Raw genomic sequence first — 22,484 nt, 5'->3', positions numbered from 1 at the left:
CGCTCCTTACTTGTCGTGGTGGGCGGCCAGCCAGCGCTCGGAGTCGAGCGACGCGGCGCAGCCGGTGCCCGCCGCGGTGATGGCCTGGCGGTAGATGTGGTCGACCACGTCGCCCGCGGCGAACACGCCCGGGATGTTGGTGGCCGTCGAGGGGGAGGCCACCTTGACGTAGCCGTCCTCGTCGAGGTCGATCTGGCCCTTGACCAGGTCGCTGCGCGGGTCGTGACCGATCGCGAGGAACAGCGCGTCGGTGGCGAGCTCGCTCTCCTCGCCGGTCTTGACGTTGCGCAGCTTCACGGCCTCGACCTTGGTGTCGCCGAGGACGTCGACGACCTCGGAGTCCCAGACGAAGCGGATCTTCTCGTTCGCGAAGGCGCGATCCTGCATGATCTTGCTGGCGCGCAGCGTGTCGCGGCGGTGCACCACCGTCACCATGCGGGCGAACCGCGTCAGGAACGTGGCCTCCTCCATGGCGGTGTCGCCGCCGCCGACGACCACGATGTCCTTGTTCCTGAAGAAGAACCCGTCACAGGTGGCACACCACGAGACGCCCCGGCCGGACAGCCGCTTCTCGTTCTCCAGGCCGAGCTCGCGGTAGCCGGAGCCCATCGCCAGGATCACCGACTTGGCGTAGTAGGTGTCGGTGTACGTCTTGACGACCTTGGGGTTGGCCTCCAGGTCGACCTCGACCACGTCGTCGGCCACCAGCTCGGCGCCGAAGCGCTCGGCCTGCTTGCGCAGGTTGTCCATGAGGTCGGGGCCCATGATGCCGTCGGGGAACCCGGGGAAGTTCTCCACGTCGGTGGTGTTCATGAGGGCGCCGCCCGCGGTGACGGAACCCTCGAAGACCAAGGGCTTGAGTTCGGCGCGTGCGGAGTAGACGGCCGCAGTGTAGCCGGCGGGACCCGACCCGATAATGATCACGTTACGAACGTCGCTCAACGCTCTCACGCCTTCCTCTTCTTCTGATGCACCGGCCTCAACAGATCCTAGGCCGCCCGCATTCCCGGCCCCACCCGAGACGCCGTCCGTAAAGCCAAACGGCCCCGCGGCAAACGAAAGAGCCCGCCGGGGCGGGCTCTGACGTGGACGTGCGATGGGTTTGCGATTACCAGCGGCCCAGCATGGGCTTGCGCAGGCTCTTGCAGTTGAAAGGATCGACGACGTCGAGGCGCACCTTCTTGGCCGCCTTGTCCTTCCAGGACGCCATGATGAGCGCCTCCTGGCCGTTGTACTGGCCCTGGTCGACGGCGAACACGTCGAGCTTCGTGCGCGAGGAGACCTTGGTCACGCAGCGGTCCACCTGGCCGCCGTCGGACGGCCCCTGCTTGGCCGGGGCGGGACCGAACACGCTCTCCAGCGGCAGGCGCAGCTCGGCGGCGCTGTAGTTGTGGTTGCTGTCGGTCAGCGCGTACGTCCTGGCCCGGACCGCCTCCTTCGGAGGTGACGAAGGACCTGATGCCGCGACGCGCGCCGCACCGCCGCCGGAGTCTCCGCCGGAGGCGAGCAGGTTGGTGGAGACCACGGCCGTGCCGACGACCGCCGCCGCGGCGGCCGCGGCCACCGCGGGCATCGCCCACCGCCGTCGCCTGGAGGCCCTGCGCCGCGCCGGGACGATCGTGCCGTCCTCGGCGACCACGCCCAGCCGCACCGGCTCGGGGGCCTCCTCCTGGCGCTCCCAGGGGGCGTCGCGCATGAGGTCGTCCCAGTTGGGCGGGGCCGCCACGGCGACGCCTCCGCGCCGAGCCGACTGCGACCCGGCCTCCGCGGCCAGCGCCTTGTCGATGCGCAGTGCGACGCCCATCGGCATGGCCGGTGTGGGGGTCGCCGCGAGCACCTCGCGAACCGCCGCCAGGTCGGCCAGAAGCTCCCCGCAGGGGTCGCAGACCGCGAGATGCTCGCGGACCCGGCGCGCCGTGTCGGCATCCAGGAGACCCTCTGCCAGCTCGGCCAGGGTTTCCAGATCGTAGTGCGTATCACCCGTCACGAAGTTCTGCTCCCTTCGCGGATGAGACGCGAGTGAAGTCGGATCGGTTCCGCAGATGCGAAAGAATCGGGGCAAGTTTCGCCCGTCCCCGGGCGCACCGGCTCTTCACCGTGCCGCTGGGGACGTCCAGCACCTGAGCTGCGTCTTCGACCGAATAGCCCATCATGTCGACGAGGACCAGCGCGGCCCGCTGGTCGGCGGGGAGCAGCTTCAGCGCGGCCGAGACCTCCATCGACACCTCGCGCTCGACCGTGTGGTCGGGCAGCGGCGTGTCGCGCTCGGCGGCCTCGATGAGCTCGTCGTCGGCCACCGGCCTGACGGACTTGCGGCGCATCCGGTCGAGGCAGGCGTTGACCACGATCCGGTGCAGCCAGGTGGTGACCGCCGCCTCGCCGCGGAAGGAGGAGGCCTTGCGGTAGGCGGAGACGAAGGCGTCCTGCACGGCGTCGGCGGCCTCGTCCGGGTCACCGAGCGTACGCAGGGCGACCGCCCACATGCGGTCGCGGTGCCTCTTGACGATCTCGCTGAAGGCGTGTGGATCCCCGTTGATGTGCGCGGTGAGCAGCTCGGCGTCTGTGACCGCCGGCCGCTCCGCTGATGAGGGTGTCTCGGGTGGGGAGTTCACAAGAGGGATTCCTGATTATGCCGATCCGGGGGAGTGCACCACTACGTCATAGATGGTGCCATGAAACTTGCCGTCACTTGCCGGAACCCGTGTAAACCAGATCAAAACGTACTGCCCGCTTGCTGCCTTCGTCGGGGTCAGGGTGACCTTGCCCGACGCGTCCTTCTGGCTCGCCACGGTCTTCAGCGAGCCGAGATCGGGTGAGTCGCCCACCTTCAGCTCGACGCTGGCGCCCGGCGCATCGGCCAGAGTAGCCACCACGTCGCTGATCTGCACGGACTTGCCCATGTCCAGCAGAAGCCCGACCCCGTCCTTGAGGTTCCCGAGCGTGGCGCTGGTGTAGCCCTCGGTCTCCCAGTAGGTGCTCGGCTTGCCGTCGATGGCCAGGCCCGCCTTCTCCGACTTCTCGTCGCCGTCGCCCAGCGGGTCGAAGCCCTTCGCCTTGGACGGCTTGACGACCTGCGTCGTGACCGGCGCGGACGTCGTGACCGTCGGCGTCGGGGACGCGTCGGGGATGGCCGGGCTGCCCAGGCTGCGGCCGATCGTCCAGGCGCCGACGCCGACCGCCGCGATGACCAGCAGCACCACGAGCGTCATCAGCACCCGGTTGAGCAGGTTGCCGCCGCCGCCGGGCGAGGGGACGCGCGGCGGCGTGGGCGGCAGCGGCGGCAGGGGCCGCGACGGCCGGTGCGCGACGTCCAGGCCCTCGGTGTGCGAGGCCGAGGCCACGGCGGGCGTCGACGGGTAGCTGATCGGGATCGGCATGGGCCGCGCCACGTCGGCCAGCGCCTCGGCCACCTCGGCCGGGCTGGTCAGCGGGCTCTGCCCCCTGCGGGAGTCGGGCAGGCACGACCGCACGGTGACCGTGTCGAGGTAGCCGGGCACGCCGGCCGTCACCTGGCGGGGCGAGCAGAAGTGCCCGTCGGTCATGGGGGCGGTCGGCAGGCCGCCCTCCTCCTCGTCGCCCGGCCAGTGGCCGGTGAGGCCCGCGTACAGCAGGCGGCCCAGGCCCTCGGCGTCGTCGAGCGCGGGCTGGTCGGTGGTGAGCCCCGCCAGCGCGGCGTCGACGGCGACGCCGAGCACCTTGACCGTGTTGCCGGTGGTCCACATCAGGTGCGACGGGCGCAGGCACAGGTGGTACAGGCTCGACTCGTGAGCGTGCGCGATGGCCTCGGCGGCCTCGGCCACCAGACCGGCCGCGCGCTCCGGCTCCAGCGGGCCCGACGCGAGCAGGTCGGCCAGCGTCTCGCCCGTGACCCACTCGCTGACCACGTACGAGAGCTTGTCGTCCTCGGCCGCGTCGAACACCTGGGTCAGGCGCGGGTCGTTCAGCCGGCTCGCCGCGCGGGCCGCGGTGACCACCTCGTGGACGCGGGGGAAGCCGGGCGCGAACGTGAGCACCGCCACGGGCCTGGCGAGGATCTCGTCGATGGCCTTCCACAGGGTGGCGCCCTCGGACTCGCTGACGCGGTCCTCCAGCCGGAACCGCTCAGCGAGGCGGGTGCCTGGTTCGACCGCCGACGTGCTCAAAGGCTTACTCCGCTCGGCCGATCGGGCCTGCTCATGACTCGACTCACCTGCGTGGGGCTGCCCCACGTAGGCACACTATGCCGGGTGGATCCGCCCACGCCCCTCCTGCTTCCATTCGCGCGTGTCAGAGCACCATGGTAGTGCCGAGTCGATTCCGCCCGCGTTCCCTAACGGCCTACCCGTCCCGCCACCATCCCAACGATCGAGTTGACCTCCGGGATGCGCATGCGATGCGCGACGGCGAGGTAGAGCAGCAGCCCGAGGCCGCCGCCCACCGCGAGGACGATCAGCGAGTTGAGGAACCCGAGCCCGTCGAACACCTGCGTGGCGACGAAGACCACGGCGAGCGCCAGCACCGCCGTCGGCAGGGCCGACAGGTACATCCTGGTCAGCGCCGTGCCGATCGCCCAGCCGCCCAGCCCCTGGAGGCGGCGGCTGGCCAGCGTCCAGGCGACCACGGCGCCCAGCGCGTACGCGACGGCGTACGCCAGCGCCAGCCCCATCACCGCGTACCGCGCGGGGAGCATGGCGTAGAACACGACCATGAGCAGCGCGTTCACGGCGGTCGTGCCGGCGCCGACGAACACCGGCGTACGGGTGTCGCCGAAGCTGTAGAAGACCCGCAGCAGCAGCTGGAAGACCGAGAACGGCACCAGCGCCAGCCCGTACACCTGCAGGACGTTGCCGATGTAGACGGCGTCGGCGACGCTGTTGGCCCCGTGGCCGTAGATCGGGACGGTGATGGCCGGCCCGAGCACCATCAGCAGCAGCGACACCGGCACCATGAGGGAGCAGATGAGCCGCACGCTCGCGCCGAACTCGGTGCGCACGTCGTCGAGCCGCCCCTCGCCCACGGCGCGGCTCATCTTCGGCAGCATCGCCGTGATCACCGACACGCCGATGACGCCGTACGGGAGCTGGAAGAGCTGGAAGGCCAGCGTGTACGGGCTGATGCCGTGGCCGGGCACCTCGTCGCCCGCCGCGCTGGACAGGTTGGTGGTGAGCATGAACCCGAGCTGGGTGATCACCACGTAGCCGATCGTCCAGACCCCGGCCTTGCCCATCTCGCCCAGCCGGGCGTTGCGCAGGTCGAAGCGGGGCGTGAACTCGAACCCCACGCGCCTCAGCGCGACGATCAGCACGGCCGCCTGGGCGACGATGCCGGCCGTGGTGCCGAGGCCGAGCAGGGCCAGGCCGGAGGTGGTGACCTTGTCGATGTCGCGGCCCGCCTCGGTGACCAGCGCGTAGAGGACGAACGCGCAGATGACGACCACGTTGTTGAGCACGGGCGCCCACATCGGCGCGCCGTAGCGGTCGCGGGTGTTGAGGATGGCGCCGGCCACCGCGCCGACGCCGAAGAAGGCGAGCTGCGGCAGGATGAACCGGGCCAGGACGACGGCGGTGTCGAACTTGGGGCTGCCCGGGGCCCAGTCGGTGTAGAGGTCGATGAGCAGCGGAGCGGCCAGCACGGAGATCACGGCGACGGCCACCAGCACTGCCGTGGTGAGCGTCAGCAGCCGCTGCTCGTAGGCCCGCCCGCCGTCGGGGTCGTGCTGCTGCGCGCGCACGATCATGGGCACGACGACGCTGCTCAGCACGCCGAGCAGCAGCAGGTCGAGGATGCTGTACGGGATGGCGTAGGCCGCGTTGTACGAGTCGCCGAGCGCTGCGGTGCCGATGGCGTAGGCGAGCACCATGGTCCGGACGAAGCCGGTGACCCTCGACACCATCGTGCCGGCCGCCATGATGGCGCCGGCCCGCAGCATGCGGCTCATACCGTCTCACTCTCCCGGGTCTTCGCGGTCCTGGCGACCCGCCGCTCCGAGCGCCGCCTCAGCACCCGCGTGACCACGGCGGCGAGCATGACCGTGAGCGCCGCACCGACGATCACCAGGGCGATGCCGGTGTAGCCGGTGGTGCGGACGGTCAGCCGCTGCGGCTTGCCGTACGGCTGGCGGTCGGCCGTCATGAGCTGGACGGTGACGGTGGCGTCGCCGCTGGTGGTGGCGTTCATGGGCACCTGGACGGTGCCGCTCTGGCCGCTGCCGATCGTCAGGGGCTTGGTCTGGCTGTAGTTGACCTGCAACAGCTCTGGGTTGTTCGACTTCACGTCGATGTAGAGCGAGATCGGCGCCTCCAGCGAGTTCTTCACGCTGATGGGGACGACGCCGTTGCTGCCGGCGAGCGTGCGCGGCCTGTCGGGCCCGGCGCCGGTGATCTGGATCTTGTCGACCCTGGCGTTGACGGCGGTGCTGACCAGCTTCGTCACCCCGCGCCCTGTGCGGGTGCTGGTGCGCCAGGCCGACGAGGTGAGCCTGAGCACGGCGGCGTCGAAGCGCGACTGCGGCTTGGACGTCAGGATGGAGGCGGTGAGCTGCGCCTTCGAGGCGACGTCCTTGACCCGCTTGAGGTATTTGGCGCTCAGCTCCTCCTTGCGGTGCCCCTCGGCGTACGTCAGCCCGGCGCGCAGGTCGGACGTCCTGGTCGCCTTGATCGAGTCGAGGGTCGTGAGGGTCAGCCAGGGCAGCTTGTTGGCGGTCTTGAGCAGGGCGGTGACCAGCGCGGGCTTGGGGTCCCAGCGCCGGGACGGCGCGACCACGATCGACCTGGGCGTGGTCTGGCCGGGTTCGGAGGCCATCATCGCGGTCTCGGCGATGAAGCGCTGGGTGCTGAGCAGCACCGACGTGGGGGTGCGGGCGTCGGGCTCGAACAGGCCGGTGATCGTGCTGTCGGCGACGAGCGCGGTGACGGGCCCCGCCACGGAGTCGAGGGTGGCGGCGCCGTCGGGGGTGTGCCCGGCGATCTGCTGGCGCGGCGGCAGGTTCGAGGCGTCGAGCAGGACCCTGTCGACCTTGTTCTTGCTGACGGAGAGCAGGTCGAGGGCGTCGTCGTCGAGGACGCCGTTCGGGGGCCAGTTGGTGTTGGTGGCGACGGGACGCTTCAGCACGGTGCCGGCGACCTGGCCGCCCAGCTCGATCGCCCGGCTGGTCTGCGTGTCGAGGCCCTGGTGCGCCAGCGCGGCGACGTCGGGGTCGGCGTACGGCGTGGCGACGACGGGCGAGGCGGCCAGGGCGGTGCGCAGGTCGGTGATCCATCGCTCGGCGGCGGGGTTGGACGCCTTGTTCTCGACGGTGTTCTTCGTCTTGACCTGGTAGCCCTTCGTCATGGTCTGGACGTCGTCGAGCAGCGCCGGGTCGACGAACCAGGTGACGCTCCTGGGCGCCTGCTGGGCGATGTGGACGAGGTCGGCCAGCCGGCCCTTGCCGGTGATGGCCTGGCTGAGCCGGTCGTCGACGAAGAGGGGGTCGTCGGTGGCCCGGTGGGGCTGGTCGATGACGGGCAGCGCGACCGCCATGCGGTTGCGTACCAGGGTGGTGGCGGCGGGGGCGTAGGTGAGGTAGGTGCGCTGCGCGTTGAGCGGCACCTCGAACTGCGAGACGTCCACCGCGACGGGGTAGACGCCGAACGCGTTCATGCCCAGCTGCGCGGGCGTGGCGGTGAACTCCCAGCGGGCGCTCGCCCCGGCGGCGAGGCTCGGGATGTCCATCCTGGAGGTCCTGGACACGTTGAACGGCAGCGAGGAGGTGTTCTGGTCGCTCTCGTAGGCGGCCATGGCGGCGCGGTCGGTGAACCGCTGCGCGTTGTAGCGCAGGCGCACTCCCAGGCCGGTCATGGGCGAGCCGGTGTCGTTGCGCACGGTGCCGGTGAACTTGATCACATCGGTGGGGTTCCTCGGCACCTGGGGGGAGACGGAGGTGATGGTCACGACGAGGTTCTGCCGCTTCGCGGTGGCGGCGGTGTGCGTCGTCATGGCAGCCGAACTCGGCGCGCCCACCCCGGTCAGGGTGAGCAGCGCGGCGGACAGCACGGTGAGCGGAATGGCCTTACGGATCACGCGTATGTCCGGGCTGGAGTACGACGACGCACGCCCGCAATGGTACGGGTTCAGTGCCGGGGCGCGACCGCCTCACGTGATCCTCTCGGGGTCGTGGTGCGGAGGTTGACCATCTTTCCGTGCATCAGCGCGAGCAGGTCCACGGCCCGTAAGGACAGCGCCGTGCGGCGTTCGCCGGTGGCGGTGAAGACGGGTTCCGAGTCCACGGGAAGGCGGCCGTCGATGAGCACCTGCAGGGCCGCGGGCAGCAGCAGCGGCGACACGAGGCCGTCGGCGTAGTCGGTGGCGGAGTTGACGAGGAACGCCGGGGCGGGCTGCACCTGCCTGGCGTCGAGGTGGGCGCGGACGGCCTCCGGGCGTGGCGGCGCGGCCACGGTGGAGGCGACGGCGACGACGTCCTCGCGGCCGAACCTCATGGCGACCTGGAACACCGTGACCATCACGCATCTGTCGGGCGCCGCCGGCAGGGTCTCGGGCAGCTCTTCCGCGCATGTCATGGGACGCGGAAGGCGTACGATCTCATGATGGACCTGGTGTGCGAGGAGCCAGCGGTGGATCGCGAGGGCATCCTTCATAGAGTCCTCCATTGCCTCGTTCCATGGCCCCCGACGGTCCCCTGACCGACGGTAACCCGGACCTGGTGTGGCTCGGGGGATATGTTCCGGAATCGAAGGACCGATCTCAGTTTGTCCGACTCAACCTTGACCGAAAACCAGCAGCGCGCCATGACGGACCTGTTCCGCAAGATCGCCCCCGTCGCCGACGAGCTCGGCCGCCTGTTCGCCGCCAAGGGCCACGAGCTGGCCCTCGTCGGCGGCCCGGTGCGCGACATCCTGCTCGGCCGCGTCGGCAACGACCTCGACCTGACCACGGACGCCCACCCCGAACGAGTCCTGGACATCGTCAGGGACTGGGCCGACTCCGTCTGGACGATCGGCATCGACTTCGGCACCGTGGGCCTGCGCAAGGGCAACTGGCTCATCGAGGTGACCACGTACAGGAGCGAGTCGTACGACCCGAAGTCGCGCAAGCCCGACGTCGCGTACGGCGAGACCCTCGAAGCCGACCTCGAACGCCGCGACTTCGCGGTCAACGCCATGGCGGTGCGGCTGCCCGGCCACGAGTTCGAGGACCCGTTCGGCGGCCTGGCCGACCTGCGCGCCAAGGTGCTGCGCACGCCGGGCCCCGCCGAGCGGTCGTTCGACGACGACCCGCTGCGCATGCTGCGCGCGGCCAGGTTCACCGCGCAGCTCGGCTTCCGCGTCGACCCGGCGGCGGTCGCCGCCATGACCGCCATGGCCGAGCGCATCGAGATCGTCTCCGCCGAGCGCATCCGCGACGAGCTGGACAAGCTCGTCTGCGCCGCCGACCCCCGCGAGGGCCTGCGGCTGCTCGTCGAGAGCGGGCTCGCCGCGCACGTCCTGCCCGAGCTGCCCAAGCTCCGCCTGGAGATCGACGAGCACCACCGGCACAAGGACGTCTACGAGCACACCCTGACCGTCCTCGAACAGGCCATCGCCCAGGAGGAGGACGGCAAGCCCGACCGCATCCTGCGCTGGGCCGCCCTCATGCACGACGTCGGCAAGCCGAAGACCCGCCGCCACGAGGCCGGCGGGCGGGTGTCGTTCCACCACCACGAGGTGGTCGGCGCGCAGATGACCAAGAAGCGGCTGACGGAGCTGAAGTTCCCCAAGGACGTCGTCGCCGACGTGTCCCGGCTGGTGGAGCTGCACCTGCGCTTCCACGGCTACGGCACGGGGGAGTGGACCGACAGCGCCGTGCGCCGCTACGTGCGCGACGCGGGCCACCTGCTCGACCGGCTGCACAAGCTGACCAGGGCCGACTGCACCACGCGCAACAAGCGCAAGGCGGCCGCGCTCTCGCGCACCTACGACCAGCTGGAGGAGCGCATCGCCCGGCTGGCCGAGGAGGAGGAGCTCGCCAAGATCCGGCCGGAGCTCGACGGCAACGAGATCCAGCGGGTGCTCGGCATCGGTCCTGGCCCGCTCGTGGGGCAGGCGTACAAGTTCCTGCTGGACCTCAGGCTCGACCAGGGCATGATCGGCAGGGAGGCCGCCACCGAGGCGCTGCGGGAGTGGGCCCGCTCACGCGGCGCGGGCGCGTGAGGCCGCCGTGGTCATCCGGTAGGCGAGAGCCGCCAGCGGGTAGCCGGCCGTGATGATCGCGACGGCGAGGTACGACTTGCCGTTCTCTGGCAGGATCAGCGCCGACAGGGCCGCCGCCAGCACGTACATGCCGTTGAACAGCATGTCGTACAGGGAGAACGCGCGGCCGAGGTAGATGTCCTCGACGTCGCGCTGGACGGTGGTGTCGGCGCAGATCTTCACGCTCTGCCCCGCCACCCCCAGCACGAAGCCGGCGAGCGGCAGCCCCCACTCCTGGAAGGGCGCGACCAGCGCGCCCGACAGCACGCCCGCCGAGGCGAGCGCGATCGGCACCCAGCGCTCGATCGTGAACCGCTCGGTGGCGTACGGCGTGATGATCACGGCCAGGAAGTAGCCGACGCCCGAGGTGGCCACCACCATGCCGAGGCCGCGCAGGGCCGCGTCGGCGTCGCCGTCGGTGAAGTAGTAGCGGTACAGGATGATGCCGAGCGCGGTGGCCATGCCGTACAGGAATCGGTGGGCGGCCATCGCGCCCATCGTCGCGGCGGCCACCCGGCGGTGGGCGATGTGCCTGGCGCCGTCGACGAGGCCGGCGACCACGTTGCGCAGCGCCTCGCGGGCCTGCGGCCGGCCGGGGTCGGCGGCGGGGCCGAGCAGCGCGCGGTCCATCGTGCGGGCGACCAGGGCGCTCAGTCCGAACACCACGCCCGACGCGACCAGCAGCACGGCGATGCCGCGGTCGTCGCCGCCGACCAGCTCGCGCAGCAGGAAGCCGACGCCCGCCCCCACGAACGTGACCACGGTGCCCGAGGTCGGGGTGACCGCGTTGGCGGCCAGCAGCCGGTCGGAGGGCACGACGTGCGGCAGCGACGCGCCGAGCGCGGCCAGGAAGAACCTGTTGACCGCGAGCACGCCGAGCGCCGCCGCGTAGAAGGCGGGGTCGGGCGCGTCGGAGGCGACCAGCGCGGCGGCGAGCAGCAGCAGCGTGCCGCGCACGACCGGCGCGATCACGAGGATCTGCCGTCGCGACCACCGGTCGATGAACACGCCGACGAACGGCCCCAGCACGCTGTACGGCAGGAACAGCACGGCCAGCCCCGCGGCCACGGCCACGGCGGTGGTCTGCTGCTCGGGGCTGAAGAAGGCGAAGTTCGTGACGGCGAACTGGAAGATCCCGTCGGAGAACTGGGACACCAGCCGCGTGCCGAACAGCCTCTTGAAGTCCCGGCCCTGCAGGACCACGCGCAGATCGGCGACGAATGACACGTGGTCAGCCTAGTCCCCGGGGCCCACCGAGAAGGTTGGTACGGCAGGCGGCCGATGTGTTCCAATCGGCAGACATGATCACGTACGCTTCGTAGCGTGACGACCGAGGAACACGTCGTGCTGGTCGACGGTGAGGGCCGCCCGCTGGGCACCGCGCCCAAGACGTCCGTGCACGGGCCCGACACTCCGCTGCACCTGGCGTTCTCCAGCTACGTCTTCGACTCCGAGGGCCGGGTGCTGCTCACCCGCCGCGCCTCGCACAAGATCACCTGGCCGGGGGTCTGGACCAACAGCTGCTGCGGGCATCCGCTGCCGGGCGAGGCGGTCGATCACGCCGTCCTGCGCAGGCTGTCGTACGAGCTGGGGCTCGACGCCGGCCGCGCCGACCTGGTGCTGCCGACGTTCAGGTACCGCGCGGTCATGGGCAACGGCGTCGTCGAGCACGAGCTGTGCCCCGTCTACCGCGTCGTGGCCGACGCGCCGCTCTCCCCGAACCCCGACGAGGTGGGGGAGGTGCGGTGGATGCCGTGGAAGGAGTTCGCCGACGGCGTGCTCAGCGGCCTGCTGGCGATCTCGCCGTGGTGCAGGGAGCAGGTGCCGCTGCTGCTCGAACTGGGGGCCGACCCGCTGGCGTGGGAGCCGGCCGCGGCGGAGAAGCTGCCCCCGGCCGCCCGCGTCGCCTCCTGACCCGCACGGGGTGAGACGCGGGAGCGGCGCCGTGCAGTCGTGGTGAAAAGCCGGAGCGGCGCCGCACTTTCGTGCGGCGCCGCTCCCGCGTGGGTGGCGCGGAGCCGGTGGGCCGAGCGCCCCTGGCTCAGCGCCGGTGGGTCAGCGCTCGACTTCGCCCTTGATGAACTTCTCGACGAGGTCGCGGGCCTCGTCGTCGGAGAACTGCTGGGGCGGCGACTTCATGAAGTAGGACGACGCCGACAGGATCGGCCCGCCGACGCCCCGGTCAAGGGCGATCTTGGCGGCGCGCACGGCGTCGATGATGATGCCGGCCGAGTTCGGGGAGTCCCACACCTCGAGCTTGTACTCCAGGTTGAGCGGCGTGTCGCCGAACGAGCGGCCCTCCAGGCGCACGTAGGCCCACTTGCGGTCGTCGAGCCACGGCACGTGGTCGGACGGCCCGATGTGGACGTCGGCCTTCCCCATCTCGTGGGGGATCTGCGAGGTGACCGACTGCGTCTTGGAGATCTTCTTGGACTGGAGGCGGCTGCGCTCCAGCATGTTCATGAAGTCCATGTTGCCGCCGAAGTTGAGCTGGTACGTACGCAGCAGCTCGACCCCGCGGTCCTCGAACAGCTTGGCCAGGACGCGGTGCGTGATCGTGGCGCCCACCTGCGACTTGATGTCGTCGCCCACGATCGGCACGCCGGCCTCGGTGAACTTCTGCGCCCACTCGGGGTCGGAGGCGATGAAGACCGGCAGCGCGTTGACGAACGCCACCTTGGCGTCGAGCGCGCACTGCGCGTAGAAGCGGTCGGCCTCCTCCGAGCCCACCGGCAGGTACGACACGAGGACGTCCACCTGGTTCTCGCGCAGCACCTCGACGACGTCCACCGGCTCCTCGTCGGACTCCTCGACGATCTCCCGGTAGAACTGGCCCAGACCGTCGAAGGTGTGGCCGCGCTGGACGGTCACCCCGAGCGGGGGCACATCCGTGATCTTGATCGTGTTGTTCTCGCTCGCGACGATCGCCTCGGACAGGTCGCGGCCGACCTTCTTGGCGTCGACGTCGAACGCGGCGACGAACTCGATGTCGCCGACGTGGTAGTCGCCGAACATCACGTGCATCAGGCCCGGCACGCGTGTGGCCGGGTCCGCGTCCTTGTAATAGTGAACGCCCTGGACCAGCGATGACGCGCAGTTGCCGACACCGACAATCGCCACGCGAACCGAACCCATCGCACTCGCTCCCTTACTCATCAGTTGACCTGGTATCTCTCTCGGGCTCTTGCGAGGCCCGCCGCTCTGTCGCGATCAGCTCGTTCAGCCAGCGCACCTCTCGTTCGACCGACTCCAGCCCGTGGCGTTGGAGCTCGAGTGTGTAGCTGTCGAGTCGCTCCGCGGTGCGGGCCAGCGCCGTGCGGACGGCGTCGAGCCGTTCCTCCAGGCGGCTGCGGCGGCCTTCGAGGATGCGCAGGCGCACTTCCGCCTCGGTGTGTCTGAAGAAGGCGAAATGCACGCCGAAGCTCTCGTCCTCCCAGGCGGACGGCCCGGCCTGCGTCAGCATCTCCTGGAGCCGCTCCTTGCCCTCGGCCGTCAGCTTGTAGACGATCTTGGATCGGCCGCCGACGATCGTGGTGGGAGCGGGCTGCTCCTCCGTGATGAGTCCGCGTTCGAGCAGCGAGCGCAAGCAGGGGTAGAGCGACCCGTAGGAGAACGCACGGAACATCCCCAGCAGGGCGTTGAGCCGTTTGCGCAGCTCATAGCCGTGGAGCGGGGTCTCGTGCAGCGACCCGAGCACGGCCAGTTCCAACACCCTGCCTTGACCGCCGGCCATCGGAACCGCCTCCTCTCGCGTCGATGTATCGAGCCGATACATCTTGAGGATACGTCGCGTCGGCATAAGGCGGCAATCAGAGGATTCGCCAAGTCGTTGGGATGAATCGGAAAAACGCCGTAGTCTGGCGCGCATGTGGTCACAGAGAAGGGTGGTGGATTACGGCCTCGCGAAGCGGGCGGTGGTCCGATCCCTGCGCGCCGGGCGGGCCTCGCTCGGCGACGTCTGTGACGCACAGCCCTACCTCCTTCGCGCCGCCCGCTTCTTCGGCGAACCGACCGAACGTCTCTGCCCGGTTTGCGAGAAGGAGAACGTCACCAACGTGACGTACGTGTATGGGGATTCCCTGGGGCGGCATGCCGGTCAGGCAAAGGTCGCGTCGGAGCTCGTCGAGATGGCTCATGATTACGATGAGTTCCGGGTGTACGTCGTCGAGGTCTGCCAAGGTTGTTCCTGGAACCACCTGACGGTCTCGTTCGTCCTCGGCAACGGACCGCCCGACCTCGCGGACGAACAATGATCATCGAGGGCGGCGAGCAGGTCTCACGCCCCACCGCCGCTCTGTTCCGACGACGATGCGAGGACGTGTGAGTGACAGCATGAATGAGGGGACGGCCCGCCCGGGGAGGCGCCGTCGGTCCAACTCATCCCGTTCTGTGCCCCCAGGTTCTCCTCCTCAAACCGCTGATTCCGCCTGGGGCGCGCCTCAGCCGGCCCGCCGTCCCGAGGCCGCCTACGAGCAGACGGGCGCCATGTCGGCGCAGCCGTACGACGACCCGCCGCCGCGGCGTGCCGCGCCGCCTCCCACGTCCCAGCCGCCGGCCCACTCGCCGGCCCAGTCGCCGGCCGGGCCTCCCGGCGGCCCCGCCCCCGGACGAGGGGACGAGGGCCCGCGCGGGCGCTCGCGCGCGCGTCAGGAGACCAGGTCGGTGGGCGGCGAGGAGACCGTCATCGCCGACACGCCGAGGCGCTCGCGCAGGGGCGGCGGCAGGAACGGTCCGCCCGGCCCGCCGGACCAGCCGGGCAAGGACAAGGGCCGTGGCGGCTGGCGCAGGTTCATACCGAACTGGAAGATCGTCGTGGCCGCCGTCGTCGTGCTCGCCGCCGGCGTCTTCGGCATGATCATGGTCGCGTACGCCCAGACGCCGGTGCCGAAGGAGACGCAGGCCGAGGCCGTGGCGCAGGGCAGCACCATCTACTACCGCGACGGCAAGACGGTCATCGCCAGGCTGGGCACCGCCCGCGAGACCGTCCCGTACGAGAAGATGGCCCAGAGCATCAAGGACGCCACCGTCGCCATCGAGAACAAGACGTTCTGGGAGGACTCCGGCATCTCCATCTCGGGCATGGTCCGCTCGGTGTACATGACCGCGACCGGCCAGCAGCTCCAGGGCGCCTCGACCATCACCCAGCAGATGGCGCGTAACTACTACGACGGCCTGAGCCAGGAAGTGTCGGTCACGCGAAAGGTCAAGGAGATCTTCGTCGCGGTCAAGCTCAACAAGGAGATGGGCAAGGAGGAGATCCTCAAGAACTACCTCAACACGGTCAACTTCGGCCGCGCGTACGGCATCCAGGCCGCCGCCAAGGCGTACTTCGGCGACAAGGTCACCGCCGACAAGCTCACCCCCGTGCAGAGCGCCTACCTGGCCGCGCGCATCCAGACGCCGAGCTGGGAGCCCGACGCGCCCGCGCTGAAGGTGCGCTTCGACACCGTCGTCAAGTACATGGCCGAGCAGTGGCCCGACAAGTACGGCACTCTGCCCCAGACCGCCAAGTTCCCCAAGACGAAGAAGCTGTCCATGAAGAACCAGCTCGGCGGCATCAAGGGCTACATGGTCAAGCAGGTCAAGGAGGAGCTGAAGGCGCGCGGCCTCACCGAGGACGCCATCGAGAGCAACGGCTACAAGATCATCTCCACCTTCGACAAGAAGCTGATGCTCGACGCGCAGAAGGCCGTGCGCGGCGTCACCGCGAACATGTCGAACGAGTTCCACACCGGCCTGGCCGCCGTCGACCCGAAGACCGGCCGCGTCCTCGCCTTCTACGGCGGCGACGACTACATCAGCGACCCCTGGAACGAGCCGTTCCAGTCGGAGAAGCAGGCCGCGTCCGCGTTCAAGCCGTACGTGCTCGCCGCCTGGCTCCAGGCCGGCTACTCGCTCAAGAGCTACGTGCCGGGCAACGAGACCGTGCCCAAGGAGATCCCCGGCCAGCAGCTCGGCGGCTTCCGCAACAGCCACAACGTCGGCCAGGCCGTGGACGTCGTCAAGGCGACGGCCCAGTCGGTCAACACCGCGTACGTGTCGATGGCGTACAAGCTCCCCGGGCAGCTCGAGGACGTCAAGAACCTCGTCGAGGCGGCCGGGTTCGACCCGAAGCGCATGGAGCAGGACGTCAAGGAGCACCAGTACCAGTTCTCCATCGGCAGCGCCCTGGTGACGCCGGTCGAGCAGGCCGCCGGCTACTCGATCTTCGCCAACGCCGGCAAGTACACCAAGTACCACGTCGTGCAGCGGGTCGAGCAGAACGGCAAGATCGCCTACCCCGAGGTGCGCACGTCCAAGTCGGTCATCGACCCGGCCGTCGCCGCCGACTCGACGGTCGCCATGCAGGAGGTGCTGAGGAGCGGCACCGCCGCCGGCAAGGGCCTCGGCACCCGCCCCGCCGCGGGCAAGACCGGCACGAACAACAACGAGAAGGAAGCCTGGTTCGTCGGGTACACGCCGCAGATCTCCGCCGCGGTCGGCATGTACCGCGAGCAGTGCGTGACCAAGACCGGCAAGGTCGTCCAGCCGCTGCACTCGAACTGCCCGATCACCCCGAACGGCAAGGCGTCCAAGAAGTACGGCCCGAACAACCCGTACACGCACCCGCGTGAGGTGTCGCTCGGCTTCGAGGGCGCCGGACCGCCCACCTCGATCTGGCGGGCCTTCATGCTGCTCGCCCACGAGGGCAAGCCGGTCGAGCAGTTCCCGACGAAGGCCGAGGTCGGCCTGCCCGAGAACATCGTGCCCAGCCCGACGCCCACGCCGACGGCCACCAAGAACCCCTTCGACGACGGCGACCCGTTCGGGCCCGGCGACTGCGGCCTGGTCGGCTGCGACGACGGCCCCGGCAACGGCAACGGCAACGGCAATGGGAACGGCAACGACAACGGCATCGGCAACGACCAGGGCGGCGACCCCAACCAGGACAACGGCATCCCCGAGTCCGGCGACCACGGCGTCCTGAGCGGAGGGAGCGGCGGCGGCGCCGTGCCGGCCGCACCGTCGGCCACCCCGCCCGCCCCGCCCACCAGGCGAGACGAGCGGTGACGAGCGCGGAGGCACGCGCCCCCATGCTGGCGCGTGCCGTGCCGTACCTGCCCCTGGGGGTCGTCGCGGCCCTCGGGGCGGCGCTCGCGTACGTCGTGCGGCTGCCCTGCCGCACCGGAGGGTGGAACGACCAGGTCTCCACCTACACGAACTTCTGCTACACCGACATCTACCCGCTGTACTTCGACCGGCAGCTCGCCACCCAGAACCCCTACTTCGCCCACGTCCCGTTCGACAAGCAGGTGGAGTACCCGGTGGTGCTGGGCGAGGTCATGCAGGCCATCGCCTGGGTGGCCCGCCACCTCGAGACCGACGTGGTCGCCCAGGCCGTCAGGTTCTACGACCTGACCGTCGTCCTGCTGGGCGCCTGCCTGGTGGCGGGCGTGCTGCTGATGGCCGCCGTCGCCGGGCCGGCCAGGCGCTGGGACGCCCTGTGGTACGCGATCTCGCCCGCCGTGGTGCTGGCCGCGTACATCAACTGGGACCTCGTGGCGGGCGCGCTGTCGATGGGCGTGCTGCTCGCCTGGAAGCGGCAGCGGCAGGTGCTCGCGGGCGTGCTGCTCGGCCTCGCGATCGCCACCAAGTTCTACCCGCTCATGTTCCTCGGCGCGCTGTTCCTCCTCACGCTGCGCACCGCGAAGTGGCGGCCGTTCCTCGTGACCCTGGGGGCCACCGCGGGCGCCTGGCTGGCCGCCAACCTGCCCTTCATGATCTTCGCGTGGGAGGGCTGGCGCAGGTTCTACGTCTTCTCCCAGGAGCGGGGCGTCGACTGGGGCTCGCCGTGGCTGTTCTTCCAGAACAAGGGCTGGCCCGTGCTCGGCGAGGCCGACCCGAGCACGCTCGGCATGGTGTCGCTCGCCCTGCTCTGCCTGGGCATCGCCGTGCTCACGCTGGCCGCGCCGCGCCGGCCGCGGCTCGCGCAGATCTGCTTCCTCGCGCTGGCCGCGTTCATGATGACGAACAAGGTGTGGTCGCCGCAGTTCGTGCTGTGGCTGGTGCCGTTCGCGGTGCTGGCCAGGCCCAACTGGAAGCCGCTCGCGCTGTGGCAGGTCGCCGAGGTCTGGTACTTCGCCGCCATCTGGCTCTACCTGCTGTCGCAGGCGCCGCTCAGCCGTACGGACCTGGGCATCGGCGACGACACGTACTTCACGGCCGTCTGGGGACGTGTCATCACCATCGCCATCATGATGGCGTTCGTGGTGCGCGACATCTTCAGACCGGACAAGGACGTCGTCCGGCAGGACGGCGTCGACGACCAGGCCGGCGGGGTCTTCGACGGAGCGCGTGACCGGTTCACGCTGACCTCGCTCGCGCGGTGATCACCCGCTCGGTCGACAGGGACGCGCTGCTGCTGTGGCTCGGGTCCCGGGCCGGGCTGCTCGTCGCGACCGTCCTCGGCGTGCCCTGGCGGGTGTACGCGGACAGGTGGCAGCAGTGGGACGCCGGGCTGTTCGTCACGATCGCCCGGTACGGCTACGACGGCGACCCGGCCGGGACACCCGACCCGGGCCTGCCCGCGTTCTTCCCAGGGCTGCCGGCGGCGCTTCGCCTCGTCCACCTCGTCGTCCCCGACTGGGCCGTGAGCGGCCTGCTGGTCTCGCTGGCCGCCGGCGCGGTGGCCATGGTGGCGCTCGCCAGGCTGGCCGAGTTGGAAGGCGCCCGCGGCTGGATCGCGGTGCTCGCGCTGCTGCTGTTCCCCACGGCGGTGTTCCTCGCCGCCGGCTACAGCGAGTCGCTGTTCCTGGCCTTCGCCGTGCCCGCCTGGCTCGCCGCCAGGCAGGGGCGCTGGCCCGAGGCGGCGCTGCTGGCCGCCGGCGCGTCCTGCGTGCGCATCACCGGCCTGTTCCTGGCCGTGGCGCTGGCGGTCGAGTACGTGACGTCCAGGGCGCCGCTGCGGCGCGCGGCGTGGCTCGCGGTGCCGTTCCTGCCCTTGGCGGCGTACTCCGCCTACCACTACGCGCGCTCGGGCGACTGGCTGGCGTGGAAGCACGCCCAGGAGGCCGGCTGGGGGCGCGAGATGGTCTGGCCGTGGCAGGCGTGGCGTACGACGTGGGAGGCCGCGACCGGCGGGGGCGACCACGCGGTGGCCTTCCGCATGGAGATCGCGGGGGCGGTGGTGGCCGTGGCCGCGCTGGTGTGGCTGCTCGCGCTGCGCAGGTGGAGCGAGGCGGTGTACACGGGGCTGCAGGCCGTGGCGCTGATGACGTCGGCCTACTACCTGTCGATCCCGCGCGCGCTGCTGCTGTGGTTCCCGATGTGGGTGGCGTTCGCCGGGCTGGCCACGAGACGCAGATGGGTGATCGCCATGTACGCGATGGTGGCCGGGCCGCTCATGCTGCTGGCGACGACCCGGTTCCTCCAGGGCGGGTGGGCGGGCTGATCTTCTTACCCGTTTCTCTTCCGCGGTAATCCAGGGAAGTTATCCACAGGCTGTGCAGAACTAGAGGTTCGCGCGCAGGAACGCGATGTCCTCGGCCTGCCCCTCCGCCGGGGTCTCCACGACCACCGGCGCGCCCGCCGCGCGGCAGACCGCCAGGATGAGCTCGGGGTCGATCTTCCCCTTGCCCAGGTTGGCGTGGCGGTCGGCGCCCGAGTCGAAGTCGTCGCGCGAGTCGTTGCAGTGGACCAGGTCGATCCTGCCGGTGATGGCCTTGACCCGGTCGACCAGGTCGACCAGCTCCTCGCCCGCGGCGTGCGCGTGGCAGGTGTCGAGGCAGAAGCCCACGTCGAAGCCGTCGAGCGCGTCCCACAGGCGGGCGATGCGGTCGAGCTTGCGCGCCATCGCGTTGCCGCCGCCCGCCGTGTTCTCGATCAGCACCGGGATCGGGCACTCCATGCGCTCGAACACCTTGCGCCAGTTGTCGAACCCCGCCTGCGGGTCGTCGTTCTTGTTGACGTGCCCGCCGTGCACGACCAGCGCCTTCGCGCCGAGGCCGGCCGCCGCCCTCAGATGCTGCTCCAGCAGCTTGCGGCTGGGGATCCTGATGCGGTTGTTCGTCGTGGCGACGTTGACCAGGTACGGCGCGTGGATGTAGACGTCCACGCCCTCGACCGGCTTGGCGGGCAGCACCGGCTTGTCGTAGCCCTGGGGATCGCCGAGGAAGAACTGCACCAGGTCGGCGCCCACCTCCCGGGCGTGTGCCGCGGGGTCGTCCTGGCCGACGTGAGCTCCGATGCGCACCATGTCACCGAGCTTATCCGTTGCCCATCCGTTTGCCGGGAGGGTGCGGGGGAAGTCGCCAAGGGCCCCCTATCGCTAGGAGAAGCGACATGAGACGCTGGCGCTGGCGAGCGCTGATCCTCCTCGTCTACGTGATCATCGGCATCTACGTCGCCTGGCGCGCCGACTACATCACCCCCGGGCTCGTCAGGGACGTCGCGGAGGCGCTGCTCGCGGTCTTCCTGTGGTTCCTGGTCCTGCTCGGCGTCGATCTGCACATCGGCTGACGGCACGCGGCCCCGGGCCGTGCCGGGGCCGTGCGACAGCGGGCGCGGAGACTACGGAGTGGGAAGGAACCCGCCGTGGACGATGCCGAGCGCGGCGCCCACGAACGAGCCGACGAGCCCGACGATGTTGAGCGCGCGCTGCGGCGTGGTCACCGAGACGTACTGCGAGTAGAGCCCGACGCCGAAACCGAGCGTGCCCACCCAGGACCCGACCACGTGGGCCGAGGGGAAGAACGCCATCACGAAGGCCACCACGCCGCACGCGAGCGCGGCGACGGCCAGGGCGTTCTCGACCGGGTGCGAGTGTCCGTCGGTGTTGAGCGTGAGCTTGAACGGCTCCCTCTTCGAGGGATGGAGCACATGTGGCACAGCCACCACCCCCTCAGGCTTCTTAAAGGCTTTCCCACCTGTGGCCTGCTGGTAACCTGTTCAGGCTGCGTTGTGATGGGTGACCCGTCACCCCGGAGCGCCGAAAGGGGCGGCCGGGTTTCAACGTCAGCGTCCTCCTGTCACGGCAGAGTGTCGTGACCGCAAGAGTCCAGAGGAGGTTGGAGTCCCGTATGCGTCGTTACGAAGTAATGGTCATCCTGGACCCTTCGCTCGATGAGCGCACCGTCGCGCCGTCCCTCGACCAGTTCCTCACCGTGGTCCGCAACGACGGCGGCACCGTGGAGAAGGTCGACGTCTGGGGCCGTCGCCGTCTTGCCTACGACATCAACAAGAAGTCCGAGGGCATCTACGCCGTCATCGACCTGTCCGCGGAGCCCGCGACGGTCAAGGAGCTCGACCGGCAGATGAACCTCAACGAGGGCATCCTGCGCACCAAGGTCCTGCGCCCCGACGTGCACTAAGCAGCTCGTTGCCCGGCTTTTTGTCGGGCGGGAGCCGTACTCTGAGCCGTAACCCAAGCGAAGGCGTGCAGGAAGGCGAGCGCTGGCCATGGCAGCAGGCGACACCGTAATCACCATCGTCGGCAACCTTGTCGACGACCCGGAGCTGCGCTTCACCCCCACGGGGCAAGCAGTGGCCCGATTCCGCATCGCGTCCACTCCGCGGTTCATGGATCGCCAGACCAACGAGTGGAAGGACGGCGAGAGCCTCTTCCTGACCTGCAACGTCTGGCGGCAGGCGGCCGAGAACGTCGCCGAGAGCCTCCAGCGCGGCATGCGGGTCATCGTGCAGGGGCGGCTCAAGCAGCGGTCTTACGAGACCAAGGAAGGCGAGAAGCGCACCGTCTACGAGGTCGAGGTCGACGAGGTCGGCCCGTCCCTGCGCAACGCCACCGCCAAGGTCAACCGCACCTCCCGTCAGGGCGGCGGCGGTGGCGGCGGCTTCGGCGGCCCGGCTGACGACCCGTGGGCCTCGGCGACGCCGGCCCCGCCCCAGGGCGGCGGCGGCTTCGGCGGGGGCTACCAGGGCGGCGGCCAGCAGGGCGGCGGCGGCTTCGGCGGCGGCGGCGACTTCAGCGACGAACCGCCTTTCTAGACCCAGTCCACAAGCCCGAGTCCATTCCCGCTCTGACGGCGGGGCTCTGAAAGGAGCACCACGATGGCCAAGCCGGCACTGCGCAAGCCCAAGAAGAAGGTTTGCCTGTTCTGCCACGACAAGATCTCCTACGTCGACTACAAGGACACGGCGCTGCTGCGGAAGTTCATCTCCGACCGCGGCAAGATCCGTGCGCGCCGGGTGACGGGCAACTGCACCCAGCACCAGCGCGACGTGGCGACCGCGATCAAGAACGCCCGTGAGGTGGCCCTGCTGCCTTACACGAGCACCGCGCGCTAA

Annotated in this window: 22 protein-coding genes; 10 read left to right on the top strand and 12 right to left on the bottom strand. The window is 70.1% G+C overall.

All coding sequences use genetic code 11. The features are described from left to right. Nucleotides 1-6: 6 nt before the first annotated feature. The 7 genes from trxB to BMX74_RS33710 all read right to left on the bottom strand — a co-directional run bounded on the left by trxB (nucleotide 7) and on the right by BMX74_RS33710 (nucleotide 8,612). Nucleotides 7-942 (bottom strand): thioredoxin-disulfide reductase, encoded by a 936-nt coding sequence (trxB, locus tag BMX74_RS33740; protein ID WP_055504141.1) that lies wholly within the window; start codon nucleotides 940-942, stop codon nucleotides 7-9. 166 nt (nucleotides 943-1,108) lie between these two features. Continuing rightward, on the bottom strand, nucleotides 1,109-1,987 hold the full coding sequence (locus BMX74_RS33735) for an anti-sigma factor family protein (protein WP_091104588.1): 879 nt from the start codon (nucleotides 1,985-1,987) through the stop codon (nucleotides 1,109-1,111). Further along, complete coding sequence (gene sigM, locus BMX74_RS33730; RefSeq protein WP_055504139.1) at nucleotides 1,977-2,612, bottom strand: RNA polymerase sigma factor SigM; 636 nt, start codon at nucleotides 2,610-2,612, stop codon at nucleotides 1,977-1,979. The genes BMX74_RS33735 and sigM overlap by 11 nt, the downstream gene beginning before the upstream one ends. Nucleotides 2,613-2,627: 15 nt before the next feature. Next, a complete protein-coding gene (locus BMX74_RS33725) occupies nucleotides 2,628-4,142 on the bottom strand; it encodes a protein kinase family protein (protein WP_091104586.1) in 1,515 nt (504 codons plus the stop codon). Between the two features lie 167 nt (nucleotides 4,143-4,309). Continuing rightward, nucleotides 4,310-5,917, bottom strand: a complete 1,608-nt coding sequence (gene murJ / locus BMX74_RS33720) for a murein biosynthesis integral membrane protein MurJ (RefSeq protein ID WP_055504137.1) — start codon at nucleotides 5,915-5,917, stop codon at nucleotides 4,310-4,312. After that, nucleotides 5,914-8,037 carry a DUF6049 family protein gene (locus BMX74_RS33715; protein WP_055504136.1) on the bottom strand — a complete coding sequence of 708 codons (2,124 nt, stop codon included), beginning with the start codon at nucleotides 8,035-8,037 and terminating at the stop codon, nucleotides 5,914-5,916. The genes murJ and BMX74_RS33715 overlap by 4 nt, the downstream gene beginning before the upstream one ends. 50 nt (nucleotides 8,038-8,087) lie before the next feature. Beyond that, on the bottom strand, nucleotides 8,088-8,612 hold the full coding sequence (locus tag BMX74_RS33710; RefSeq protein WP_091104585.1) for an aminoacyl-tRNA deacylase: 525 nt from the start codon (nucleotides 8,610-8,612) through the stop codon (nucleotides 8,088-8,090). A gap of 150 nt (nucleotides 8,613-8,762) precedes the next feature. On the opposite strand from BMX74_RS33710, the gene BMX74_RS33705 reads away from it, so the two are divergent. Next, nucleotides 8,763-10,163, top strand: a complete 1,401-nt coding sequence (locus BMX74_RS33705; RefSeq protein WP_236714782.1) for a CCA tRNA nucleotidyltransferase — start codon at nucleotides 8,763-8,765, stop codon at nucleotides 10,161-10,163. Here BMX74_RS33705 and BMX74_RS33700 read toward each other — a convergent pair. After that, complete coding sequence (locus tag BMX74_RS33700; protein ID WP_091104583.1) at nucleotides 10,143-11,429, bottom strand: MFS transporter; 1,287 nt, start codon at nucleotides 11,427-11,429, stop codon at nucleotides 10,143-10,145. The genes BMX74_RS33705 and BMX74_RS33700 overlap by 21 nt on opposite strands. A gap of 96 nt (nucleotides 11,430-11,525) precedes the next feature. Here BMX74_RS33700 and idi point away from each other — a divergent pair, with 96 nt between their 5' ends. Further along, nucleotides 11,526-12,116 carry an isopentenyl-diphosphate Delta-isomerase gene (gene idi / locus BMX74_RS33695; RefSeq protein ID WP_055504132.1) on the top strand — a complete coding sequence of 197 codons (591 nt, stop codon included), beginning with the start codon at nucleotides 11,526-11,528 and terminating at the stop codon, nucleotides 12,114-12,116. 141 nt (nucleotides 12,117-12,257) lie between these two features. Here idi and BMX74_RS33690 read toward each other — a convergent pair whose 3' ends face one another. Both BMX74_RS33690 and BMX74_RS33685 read right to left on the bottom strand, forming a co-directional pair. Then, nucleotides 12,258-13,337, bottom strand: coding sequence for an inositol-3-phosphate synthase (locus tag BMX74_RS33690; RefSeq protein WP_055504131.1), 1,080 nt, complete (start codon nucleotides 13,335-13,337; stop codon nucleotides 12,258-12,260). Nucleotides 13,338-13,350: 13 nt separating this feature from the next. Further along, complete coding sequence (locus BMX74_RS33685; RefSeq protein ID WP_055505341.1) at nucleotides 13,351-13,935, bottom strand: PadR family transcriptional regulator; 585 nt, start codon at nucleotides 13,933-13,935, stop codon at nucleotides 13,351-13,353. Nucleotides 13,936-14,068: 133 nt separating this feature from the next. On the opposite strand from BMX74_RS33685, the gene BMX74_RS33680 reads away from it, so the two are divergent. The 4 genes from BMX74_RS33680 (at nucleotide 14,069) to BMX74_RS33665 (ending at nucleotide 19,632) form a co-directional block, all read left to right on the top strand. Next, nucleotides 14,069-14,455 carry a DUF5318 family protein gene (locus BMX74_RS33680; protein WP_055504130.1) on the top strand — a complete coding sequence of 129 codons (387 nt, stop codon included), beginning with the start codon at nucleotides 14,069-14,071 and terminating at the stop codon, nucleotides 14,453-14,455. A gap of 232 nt (nucleotides 14,456-14,687) precedes the next feature. Continuing rightward, nucleotides 14,688-17,252: a transglycosylase domain-containing protein gene (locus BMX74_RS33675; RefSeq protein WP_143078854.1), complete on the top strand. Its 2,565-nt coding sequence runs from the start codon at nucleotides 14,688-14,690 to the stop codon at nucleotides 17,250-17,252. Next, on the top strand, nucleotides 17,249-18,571 hold the full coding sequence (locus tag BMX74_RS33670) for a glycosyltransferase family 87 protein (protein WP_091104579.1): 1,323 nt from the start codon (nucleotides 17,249-17,251) through the stop codon (nucleotides 18,569-18,571). Before BMX74_RS33675 ends, BMX74_RS33670 begins: the two co-directional genes overlap by 4 nt. Next, nucleotides 18,568-19,632 carry a mannosyltransferase family protein gene (locus BMX74_RS33665; RefSeq protein ID WP_091104577.1) on the top strand — a complete coding sequence of 355 codons (1,065 nt, stop codon included), beginning with the start codon at nucleotides 18,568-18,570 and terminating at the stop codon, nucleotides 19,630-19,632. The genes BMX74_RS33670 and BMX74_RS33665 overlap by 4 nt, the downstream gene beginning before the upstream one ends. A 60-nt stretch (nucleotides 19,633-19,692) precedes the next feature. Here the strand turns inward: BMX74_RS33665 and BMX74_RS33660 are convergent, their stop codons facing one another. Beyond that, complete coding sequence (locus tag BMX74_RS33660; protein ID WP_177227608.1) at nucleotides 19,693-20,436, bottom strand: deoxyribonuclease IV; 744 nt, start codon at nucleotides 20,434-20,436, stop codon at nucleotides 19,693-19,695. An 86-nt stretch (nucleotides 20,437-20,522) separates the two neighbouring features. Between BMX74_RS33660 and BMX74_RS44460 the strand changes: the two genes are divergently transcribed. Next, nucleotides 20,523-20,699, top strand: coding sequence for a hypothetical protein (locus BMX74_RS44460; protein WP_176573389.1), 177 nt, complete (start codon nucleotides 20,523-20,525; stop codon nucleotides 20,697-20,699). A gap of 51 nt (nucleotides 20,700-20,750) precedes the next feature. Here the strand turns inward: BMX74_RS44460 and BMX74_RS33655 are convergent, their stop codons facing one another. Beyond that, nucleotides 20,751-21,074 carry a hypothetical protein gene (locus BMX74_RS33655; protein WP_256257428.1) on the bottom strand — a complete coding sequence of 108 codons (324 nt, stop codon included), beginning with the start codon at nucleotides 21,072-21,074 and terminating at the stop codon, nucleotides 20,751-20,753. A 185-nt stretch (nucleotides 21,075-21,259) separates the two neighbouring features. Between BMX74_RS33655 and rpsF the strand changes: the two genes are divergently transcribed. The 3 genes from rpsF to rpsR all read left to right on the top strand — a co-directional run bounded on the left by rpsF (nucleotide 21,260) and on the right by rpsR (nucleotide 22,484). Continuing rightward, nucleotides 21,260-21,550, top strand: a complete 291-nt coding sequence (gene rpsF / locus BMX74_RS33650) for a 30S ribosomal protein S6 (protein WP_055504125.1) — start codon at nucleotides 21,260-21,262, stop codon at nucleotides 21,548-21,550. A gap of 88 nt (nucleotides 21,551-21,638) precedes the next feature. Next, nucleotides 21,639-22,184, top strand: a complete 546-nt coding sequence (locus tag BMX74_RS33645) for a single-stranded DNA-binding protein (RefSeq protein WP_055504124.1) — start codon at nucleotides 21,639-21,641, stop codon at nucleotides 22,182-22,184. A gap of 63 nt (nucleotides 22,185-22,247) precedes the next feature. Beyond that, nucleotides 22,248-22,484 (top strand): 30S ribosomal protein S18, encoded by a 237-nt coding sequence (gene rpsR / locus BMX74_RS33640; protein ID WP_020543048.1) that lies wholly within the window; start codon nucleotides 22,248-22,250, stop codon nucleotides 22,482-22,484.

Origin of the sequence: Nonomuraea pusilla (genome assembly GCF_900109355.1) — a bacterium.
Lineage (GTDB): Bacteria > Actinomycetota > Actinomycetes > Streptosporangiales > Streptosporangiaceae > Nonomuraea > Nonomuraea pusilla.
This window is presented reverse-complemented; position numbering and strand designations above follow the sequence as displayed.